At 66.9% G+C, this 8,779-nt stretch carries 9 protein-coding genes and 1 rRNA gene; 5 read left to right on the top strand and 5 right to left on the bottom strand.

Features of this window, described 5'->3' with window-relative positions; translation table 11 throughout:
• Positions 1-2: 2 nt before the first annotated feature.
• Together rrf and H7347_RS07585 are read left to right on the top strand one after the other, a co-directional pair.
• Positions 3-114 (top strand): 5S ribosomal RNA (gene rrf, locus H7347_RS07590).
• 82 nt (positions 115-196) lie between these two features.
• Positions 197-1,315, top strand: a complete 1,119-nt coding sequence (locus H7347_RS07585; protein WP_152822880.1) for an aminotransferase class I/II-fold pyridoxal phosphate-dependent enzyme — start codon at positions 197-199, stop codon at positions 1,313-1,315.
• Here H7347_RS07585 and H7347_RS07580 read toward each other — a convergent pair.
• The 3 genes from H7347_RS07580 to H7347_RS07570 are packed head-to-tail and all read right to left on the bottom strand — an operon-like array spanning position 1,304 to position 5,719.
• On the bottom strand, positions 1,304-1,939 hold the full coding sequence (locus H7347_RS07580; RefSeq protein WP_152822878.1) for a DUF3239 domain-containing protein: 636 nt from the start codon (positions 1,937-1,939) through the stop codon (positions 1,304-1,306). The two genes, H7347_RS07585 and H7347_RS07580, sit on opposite strands and share 12 nt — an antisense overlap.
• Positions 1,940-1,950: 11 nt before the next feature.
• A complete protein-coding gene (locus H7347_RS07575) occupies positions 1,951-3,582 on the bottom strand; it encodes a DNA repair helicase XPB (protein ID WP_186337367.1) in 1,632 nt (543 codons plus the stop codon).
• Between the two features lie 37 nt (positions 3,583-3,619).
• On the bottom strand, positions 3,620-5,719 hold the full coding sequence (locus tag H7347_RS07570; RefSeq protein WP_152822876.1) for a helicase-associated domain-containing protein: 2,100 nt from the start codon (positions 5,717-5,719) through the stop codon (positions 3,620-3,622).
• Positions 5,720-5,781: 62 nt separating this feature from the next.
• Here H7347_RS07570 and H7347_RS07565 point away from each other — a divergent pair, with 62 nt between their 5' ends.
• A complete protein-coding gene (locus H7347_RS07565) occupies positions 5,782-5,973 on the top strand; it encodes a hypothetical protein (RefSeq protein WP_152822875.1) in 192 nt (63 codons plus the stop codon).
• 56 nt (positions 5,974-6,029) lie between these two features.
• Here the strand turns inward: H7347_RS07565 and H7347_RS10885 are convergent, their stop codons facing one another.
• Positions 6,030-6,761, bottom strand: coding sequence for a transglycosylase family protein (locus tag H7347_RS10885; protein WP_152822873.1), 732 nt, complete (start codon positions 6,759-6,761; stop codon positions 6,030-6,032).
• Positions 6,762-7,105: 344 nt separating this feature from the next.
• Between H7347_RS10885 and H7347_RS07555 the strand changes: the two genes are divergently transcribed.
• Positions 7,106-7,486, top strand: a complete 381-nt coding sequence (locus tag H7347_RS07555) for a cold shock domain-containing protein (protein ID WP_186337366.1) — start codon at positions 7,106-7,108, stop codon at positions 7,484-7,486.
• Here H7347_RS07555 and H7347_RS07550 read toward each other — a convergent pair.
• Complete coding sequence (locus tag H7347_RS07550) at positions 7,483-8,022, bottom strand: DUF2771 domain-containing protein (RefSeq protein ID WP_152822871.1); 540 nt, start codon at positions 8,020-8,022, stop codon at positions 7,483-7,485. The two genes, H7347_RS07555 and H7347_RS07550, sit on opposite strands and share 4 nt — an antisense overlap.
• A gap of 44 nt (positions 8,023-8,066) precedes the next feature.
• Here H7347_RS07550 and H7347_RS07545 point away from each other — a divergent pair, with 44 nt between their 5' ends.
• Entirely contained in the window at positions 8,067-8,765 is a 699-nt protein-coding gene (locus tag H7347_RS07545) for a DUF3027 domain-containing protein (RefSeq protein WP_152822869.1), read from the top strand.
• Positions 8,766-8,779 lie beyond the last annotated feature (14 nt).

The following is an 8,779-nucleotide window of genomic DNA, read 5'->3' as shown; positions in this document are numbered from 1 at the left end:
TGGTTGATGGTGGTGGGGAAACGCCCGGTCCCTTTTCGAACCCGGTAGCTAAGCCCATTTCATGCTGATGGTACTGCATTCGTTGGGGTGTGGGAGAGTAGGTTGCTGCCAACACTAAAAATTCATAGGATTGAGGAAGTCGGTTGGTGCGGCGCTTTCGCGTCACACCAACCGACTTTTTGTTTACACTGCGATAATGACTATTTCTTATCGCGTATCCGCCATGCGCCAGACGATCTTCGCGGAACTTTCGGCCAAGGCGCAACGAACGAGGGCGGTGAATCTCGCCCAGGGATTCCCCGACGAAGACGGCCCGGAGGCCATGCTGTCGATCGCTCGGGAGGAAATCGCTGCCGGTCATAATCAGTACGCCCCGCTCACGGGCATCCCGGCTTTGCGCCACGCCATCGCGGAGGATCGCCGCGAGCGCCTGGGGCAGGAGTGGGATCCGGATACGCAGGTGTGCGTGACCTCGGGCGCCACGGAGGGTATCGCGGCGGCGGTATTGGCCACGGTGAATCCCGGGGACGAGGTCATCGTCCTCGATCCCTTTTATGATTCCTACGCGGCGGCTATTTCTTTTGCCGGCGGGGTGCGGCGCAGCGTTCCGCTCGCGGCGCGGGGCGACACCTGGGCCATAGACGTGGCGGCGATAGAGTCCGCACTCAGCCCCCGCACCACGGCGGTGATCGTGAATAATCCGCATAATCCCACCGGCGCGCTCTTTTCGGCAGAGCAATTAGAAGGCCTGTCTCGGCTGGCGGTGCGCCACGACCTGACGGTGATCTCCGATGAGGTCTATGAGCGCCTCCTGGCACTGGGGGAGGTGTTTGTGCCCACGGCGAGCGTGCGCGGTCTAGAGGAGCGCACGATCACGATCTCCTCGGCGGCCAAGAGCTTCAACGTGACGGGGTGGAAGACGGGGTGGGTCGTGGGACCGACGAACCTGGTGCAGGCGGTGACGAAGGCCAAGCAGTTTCTCACCTTCGTCAGCGCGACGCCGTTTCAGGCGGCGGTGGCCCATGCCCTGCGCAGCGAAGCTCCCTGGGTGACCCGGTGGGGCCGGGAGCTGACCGAGCGCAGGCGGATGTTGGCGGCGGCCCTGGAGGCCGCAGGTTGGCAGGTGCACCCCACCCGGGGCTCGTATTTTTTGATTGCCCGCCAGCCGGGCGAGGGGGCGCTGCCGGAGGGCGTTGTAGCCCTGCCGGTGGGAGCGCTAAGCGATGCCCCCGAGCGCTGGGAGGGGTACTTCCGGTTCGCCTTTTGCAAGAGCGAGGAAGCGATGGAGCGGGCGTGTCGCCTCCTAGAGCAGTAGGAGATTATGGCGGGTAGCCTTCACCTCGTCGAGGCGCGTGAGGTTTTTATCCAGGATTGCCCACTGCTGGTGGTCGATGGCTTTGCGCGCGGCGGAGACGACGTCGGGGTCCGGGGTACCCCAGGCGATGGGCATGGGGGTGACCTCGTCCCAGGTTCCCTGGCTACGGGTGGTGCGTCGCCCGGAGACGGCTACGGCGGGCACGTGGGTACCGCGCTTGCGTTGGTGGCCCTTGATCGCGGTCACGGTGCGGATAGCGAGGGCCCAGCGCGGCGGTTCCTGCGGAGAGACGGTGGTATTGACCAGGGCCATGAGGACGATGTCGCGGGGATTGACCTCCGCGATGATCGCTGGGACCAGGGGGTAGGAATCGTAGAGGTGTTGTGCCCCGCCCACCTTGCGGGGCGCCACGATCCCGATGGCGACGAAGACGAGGGCGAGGACGGCAAAGACGGCGAGGATGAGCACCCCCGCCGCCCCGCCCACGGCGTGGCCGAAGCCGAGGCCCGCGGCTAGGAGTGCTGCGGCCAGGAGGATGGCGCTGAGCCGCAGGCGACGGGTGTCGCGCAGCAATTCGTTGTTTTTCTTGGCCCAGGCCTCGTCCACGACGAAGGAAAATGGCATGGTGTCTCCTCTTAGATCACGTCGGCGGCATCGATAATGTGGTAGGCGTATCCCTGCTCGGCGAGGAATCGCTGGCGGTGCACCGCGTACTGGGCGTCCAGGCTATCGCGGGTGACCACGGTATAAAAGTGGGCCTCCCCGCCCCCGGCCTTGGGGCGCAGCAGCCTGCCCAGGCGCTGGGCCTCCTCCTGCCGGGAACCGAAGGTGCCGGAAACCTGAATGGCCACGGCGGCCTCGGGCAGGTCGATGGAGAAGTTTGCCACCTTGGAGACCACCAGGTGGGTGATCTCCCCGGAGCGGAACTGCTGGAAGGCACGTTCCCGCTGCGCGGTCCTCGTGGAGCCATCGACCAGGGGTATGCCGTGTCGGCTGGCGATTCCCTCGATTTGTTCGAGGTACGCGCCGATGATGAGGGTGGGTTGGTCGGCGTGTTTGCGCAGCAGGGCGGCTACGACCTCCTCCTTGGCCTGCGCGCAGGCGGAGATGCGGTAGTGTTCACGTGCCGGGGCGGTGGCGTAGACCATGCGTTCTTCCTGGCTCATCGCGGTGCGCACCTCCGTGCATCGGGCGGAGGCGATGAATCCGGCGTGCTCCAGGTCCTTCCAAGCAGCCTCGTAACGCTGAGGGCCGATGAGGGAAAAGACGTCTCCCTCCCGGCCGTCCTCGCGAACCAGGGTGGCGGTCAAACCGAGCCGACGCCGCGACTGGAGATCCGAGGTCATGCGGAACACCGGGGCGGGCAGCAGGTGAACCTCGTCGTAAATGATGAGGCCCCAGTCGCGGGAATCGAACAGCTCCAGCGCCCGGTATTCGCCCTTGTACTTACGCGTGACCACCTGATACGTGGCGATGGTGATGGGGCGGATCTCCTTTTTCTCCCCGGAATATTCGCCTATTTCCGCGGGCGTGAGGCTGGTGCGGCGCAGCAGCTCGTCGCGCCATTGCCGCCCGGCCACGGTGTTGGTCACCAGGATGAGCGTGGTGGTCTGGGCCTTGGCCATCGTGGCGGCTCCCACGATGGTCTTGCCGGAGCCGCAGGGCAGCACCACCACGCCGGAACCACCGGCCCAGAAGGCCTCGGTGGCCTGGCTTTGGTAGTCGCGCAGCTGCCAGCCCTCGGTCAGGGCAAGGGGATGCGATTCCCCGTCCACGTATCCGGCGAGGTCCTCGGCGGGCCATCCGACCTTGAGCAGCTCCTGCTTGAGCCGCCCGCGCTCTGAGGGATGCACGAGGATGCTGAGGTCATCCAGGCGCTCGCCGAGCATGGGCGCGATCTTCTTGTGCCGCAGCAGCTCCTCGATGATCGCCTTCTCATCGGCATCGAGCACCAACCCGTGGGCAGGATCCTTGCTCAGCCGGGTGCAGCCGTACCGGGACATGGTCTCCGCGACGTCGATGAGCAGGGCCTGAGGCACGGGGAACCTGGAGTAGCGCTCTAGCACGTCGACGGCCTGCTCGGCGTCGTGTCCCGCGGCACGTGCGTTCCACAGGGCCAGCGGGGTGATCCGGTAGGTGTGGATGTGCTCCGGGGCGCGTTCGAGCTCGGCGAAGGGGGCAATGGCGGCGCGGGCCTCGGCGGCCTGAGGGTGTGCGGTTTCAAGGAGCACGGTCTTATCGGACTGCACGATGAGGGGGCCGGGCACGCGATTCCTTTACGTTATTCGAGGGAAGATGAGTCTTTCATGGTACTAGCTTTACGGAGGTCACGCGGTGCAGACCGATGCGGTGCGCGGTTCCGCTGGTGGGATCGATCGCGTCCATCCGCCCCGCGGTCAGCCGCAGGGGCCGCAGCGTGCGGCACACCGCGGCGCCGCGCGCATCCACGTAACCGACCGACACGGTGCGTCCGCCGCGTGCCGCCGCGCTCAGCACCGCCACGTGATCCTCGGCCTCCTCGGTCGCCTCCGAGGCCAGCTCGGCGCCCAGGAGCCGATCCACGATCTGCGCGATGCGTTCCTCGGTGAGCCTCGCGGCGGGGGTTGTGCGCCTCGAACCTGTCGCGTCGATCCTGGCCGGTTCGGGGCGCAGGTCGATGCTCATGCCCGAGGCGTCCTCGGCGGCCGGGCGTAATCCCGCGGCCTGCAATTCCTCGATCACCTGCGCCAGGGGTACCTCCGCGATGGCTACCGTGGGGGCCAGCGCACGCAGTGAGGAGCTGGCGTGTACCGCGGCGTGCAGTGTGGCGGGATCCTCGCAGCGCACGTAGCACAGGGCGGCGCCTCCGCGCAGCGAGCCGTGGTGGGCGCCCATCTCCTCGATGAGGTAGGACAATGCCTGGGGCAGCGATCCTATGCAGTGCGCGGAGAGAAAAGCCAGCAGATCGCGGCTGCTACGCCCGGCGTCAAAGGCCCGACGCAGGGAGTCCTCGCTGAAGCGATACACCGAGGCCAAACCCGGCGATTCCAGGTCCGCCATCAGGCTCAACTCTGCTTCCACCGGATGCTCCAAGGGGCCGGGGGCCAGCGCCGTCATATCCGCCTGGAGGATCACCCGGTCCACGGTGGCGGGCACGAGGTCGGCCAGGTCTCCGCCCGGGCGGATCAGCGCGGTGGCGGCACCCCCGGAGAGCGCCCCCAGCCACTCGGCCTCCGCGCGTAACCGGGCCAGGAGGCCGGGGTCGGTGCCGCTGGCGATCACCGGTGCGTAAAAGACCGCTGCTGCCTCCGCTTCGGCCTCGCTGAGGGTAGCCGGGGCGGCTAGATAGGGGGTGAGCACGATGCGGCGCAGCGCGGGCAGACGAGGGTCTTCCTCGGTCAGGACCTTTTCCTCGTCCCAGTAGCGCCAGCGCGAACGGCGCCACCCGGCGACCAGCGTCTCGAGGCGCCGCGCCGGGGCGGCGGCCAGCCACGCGTCGGCTTGCGGGGTGGGGGCGAGGTAGGAATGATCCTCGTCGGGAAGGGGATCCGGTTCTCCGGTGGCGACCAGGCCCGCGGCCTGAGCCAGGCAGAGGAGCCGCTTGGTCGTTTCTAGGGGCACGCTAAGGTTGCGGGCGAGGCGGCGCGTCTCCCGAATGCCCACGCCACCGGCGCGCAGCAGCACCAGGGGGCGCGTACCGAGATGGGCGATCAATTGGGCCAGCAGGCGCACGGCGTCGAGGCCGGCGGCCACCGCCGCCTCGTCGACGGCGCGGGTATCCGAGGTCTCTCGTCCCGCGGGCGGAGTCAGGGGGATGTGCGCGGGATGGGCCCCGCGCAGCACCCGGCGCACCGCCAGGGGCAGGCGCAGGGTGCGCTCGTCCACGCGGATGGCCAGCCCGGCCTCCACCAGGTCGTTCTCTCGGCTGATCCCCACGCCCGCGGAGGCCGCCAGGGTGTTGAGCATCGCGCGCCGCGGAGGATCCAGCGCCTCAATCCGCTCTTTTATTTTTTCCTCCGGAAGTGTGGTGTTCTCGAGGAGCCGCCAGTCCGGCGGGAGGCTGGCAAAGACCTCCTTGAGCAGCATCACGTGATCCGTGCCGTAGAGCAGTCCGGCCTCCTCCAGCCGGTCGAGCGCGGCTTCGGCGGCTTCGGGGTTCAGGAAAGGAGAAAGTCGATCGACGATGCCGCTGCGCGCGACGGGGTGAAACTCCGCCCCTGCCTCCGCAGCGGCCTCGGCGGCGGCGAGCTCGGCCGCGGTAAGGCGGCGCAGCACCCGGGTTACCGAGGAGCGGATCCGTAGCCGGGTGGCCAGCGAGGCGAGCGAGGGTGCGACGGGGAGGGCGGTGTCGGGGCGCAGCCTCAGCAAAGCGGAGAGCTGCTGGGGAGTGCGGGTCTGGAGCCAGGACTGATAGGAAAGGGGCATGGGTGTAACGGTGAGGGGTAGCGTGAGTTACCTTTTGCTGGGAACTTTGACAGAATAGGCGTATGTCTAAGGTTGAGAAAAAAGGATACGTCGATCCGGGCTGGCCGCAGCACTACGAGGGTGAGGGACACGTGGTGACGGAGCTTATCGGTCGCTACGCGGGGGCATCGAGCCCCTTCGGGGACGAACTCTCCCTCCCGATCCCGCAAGAGGAGCTGGGGTACGTGCACCCCTCCCCCCGCATTAACAAATAGGCAATAGGGAAGGGCGGGGTCGCTGGTGACAGCGACCCCGCCCTTCCACGTGTCCCTTAGAACAAGGCGATAATCTGCTTGAGGGCGGACTCCAGGGAATCGGTGCCCTCGTCCAGGTACTGATCGAGGCCGACCTCGGTGAGCATCGGCTCGATGACGTCGGTGAACTCGGCGTAGAAGGTCTCCGGGTCGCGAGAGTGCTCGAAGAACAAGCTGGTGAGCTCCTGCGGCACCTCCAGGCCCGCCTTCTGCAGGGCGGTGATGGCCAGGAAGTAGAGCTGGGTGGCGGGAGCCAGCGGCTCTCCGGAAGAGACCTCGGTGATGGTGACCTGATCGCTGGAGGCCTCCGGGATCACGGCGCTGTTCTCCGCGGCCTGCGCGGGCACCGCCTCCACGGCGGGGGCGGACGGAGCGGGGCGCTCGGAGGGGGCGGAGTTCAGGCCCAGGCGCTGGGAGCAGGCGGGCCACGCGCCCCAGCCCTGGCTCGCCAGCACGCGTTCGGCCACAATGATCTGCTCCTCGCGGCTGGCCTGGTTGGCGGTGGGGGCGAACTCGCCGCCGCCGTGGGCGGTCCAGGTCTGCGGGTTAAACTGCAGGCCGCCCTGGTAGCCGTTGCCGGTGTTGATGGACCAGTCGCCGCCGGCCTCGCACTGCGCCAGCGCGTCCCAGTCGGAGTCGGGCGCGGCGGAGGCGGTGGGGACGATCAGGGCCGAGGCGGTGCCCACGGCGACGGAGCCGAGGGCCAGCTTGGTGATGATCGAGGTGGTCATGGCGGTATGGCGTCCCATGGTCTGAGTTGTCCTCTCTGTGGCGCTCGCACGCCGTTGATGGATGAGATCGTGGTACCCGGTGGCACACTCGTTCATGAACCGGGGCGGCCCATCGGCGCGGGCCGCGCATGGTGTTAAAGGCTAACGGTTTATAACGTTTCTGTCACGTTTTTGGGGTTCGCGCCCAGCCTTTGCCCCCGTTGTGGGGCGGCGAGGGGGGCAACATCGCTGGTGAGGGCTCCGCGGAAAGGTTATGTGATATAAAGCACTATATGGTGGCTGTGGCGCGGTTGGGGCTCGCGGGGTGTATGATCCGTTATTTCGCTAAAAAATAGCGCTAGAAAGGAATGAGGTGATCGCTCGTGCCCGTGGGAAAGGTGAAATGGTACGATGCCGAGCGCGGTTTCGGTTTTGTCTCCAACCCCGGCGATGAGGACGTCTACGTGGGCAAACAGGTGCTGCCGGAGGGCGTCACGGAGCTCTATCCTGGGCAGCGCATCGAGTTCGACTTCGCCTCCGGGCGCAGGGGCCCCCAGGCGCTGCGCGTCGCCGTCCTGGACAAGCCGCGCAAGCCGCACCACCGCTATAGCCCCGATCAACTCAACAGCATGGTTGCGGACGTCGTTTCTCTGATCGAGGCGCGTGTTCAGCCAGACCTGAGGGCCGGGCGCTTCCCCGACCGCAAGTCCGGTCACCAGGTCGCGGAAATACTCCGCGCCGTGGCCAAGGAGCTGGACGCCTAAGAGCGAGGAACTTCCTCGTTGCCCAAGGACCACACCGTGGACATCGGCGTGGGGTCGCCCTGTTCGTCCTCGCCGATGAGGGCGGAGTTCACCTCCACCACCATGAGCCGCGGGCGTGGGGCGCCCTCCTCGGCGGGATCGAGGGAACCGGGCACCGTCACGGAGCGCTGTTGGTGCCCCTCGTAGATCTTCTCGTCGTTATAGGCGGGGTCGTCGTAGATGGTCAGCAGGCTCCAGTGATGGTCGTAGACGGGCTCCGGGAGATCGAGGATGAGGTCGTCATGCTCACCCACGGGGATCATGGGTGCCTCGCCCCCCTCGCAGGTGGTGCCCACCTCGCACACCAGGTACGGGGAGAGATCCATGCTGTGCTCGCCCACGGTGGCCTTGAGCCGAATATCCTGTGGCGCGGGATCGGGGCGGTCGCTCCACCAGGTTTGGAACAGATACAGCACCACGATCACGATCACCACGGTGATGATGAGGGCGAGGATCTGCGTCAGGGGGCGGTGTGCGCCTTTCTTTCTGGGGGCCATGAAAATCCAGTCTAATTAGTTCGGCGGGGTGCCGGTGGGCGATAATGGGCTTCGTGCCCACCCAACGATACGGAAAGAAAGATCGAGTGAAGAACCCGCTGTTCTCGCGGCAGGCCACCGCCGTGGCGGCGGAGGCCCTGGTGGAACTGGGCGAGGAGGTTGGCGATCACGTGGGGGTGCAGCCGGTGGATCGCCACGCCGCCATCCACAGATTTGCCGCCGATCTTCCCGGATATACCGGGTGGGAATGGCAGGTGGCGGTGGCCTGCGCGCCGGGCAGCCGCAGGGTGACCGTCAACGAGGTATCCCTGGTGCCCGCGCCGCACGGCGAGGCGTTGCAAGCACCCGAGTGGGTGCCCTGGGCGCAGCGCATTCAACCGGGGGATCTGCACCCCGGTGACCTCATGCCTCCGGAGCCCGATGATCGACGCCTGACCAAGACCGACCGGGGCCATGAACTCAGCGTGGAGGGGCTGCGTGAGGCCTGGCAGCGCTGGCGGACGGGGGATTTCGGCCCCACCAGCGAGTTTGCGGAAAAGGCGGCCCTGCACTGCGGAAACTGCGCCTTCTACCTGAGAATCGGGGAGCAGTGGGGGAAAAATTTTGGCGTCTGCGCCAACGAATACTCCGCCGACGGACATCTGGTGCACTCCTCCTACGGCTGCGGGGCACACTCGGAAACCCCGCGGGAAAGCTCCGGCCCCACGGCGCGGGCCTTCGACGATGAGCGCCCGATCTTTTAACTCACCCTTGTACG

It is taken from the genome of Corynebacterium sp. zg-331, assembly GCF_014267345.1.
Lineage (GTDB): Bacteria > Actinomycetota > Actinomycetes > Mycobacteriales > Mycobacteriaceae > Corynebacterium.
This window is presented reverse-complemented; position numbering and strand designations above follow the sequence as displayed.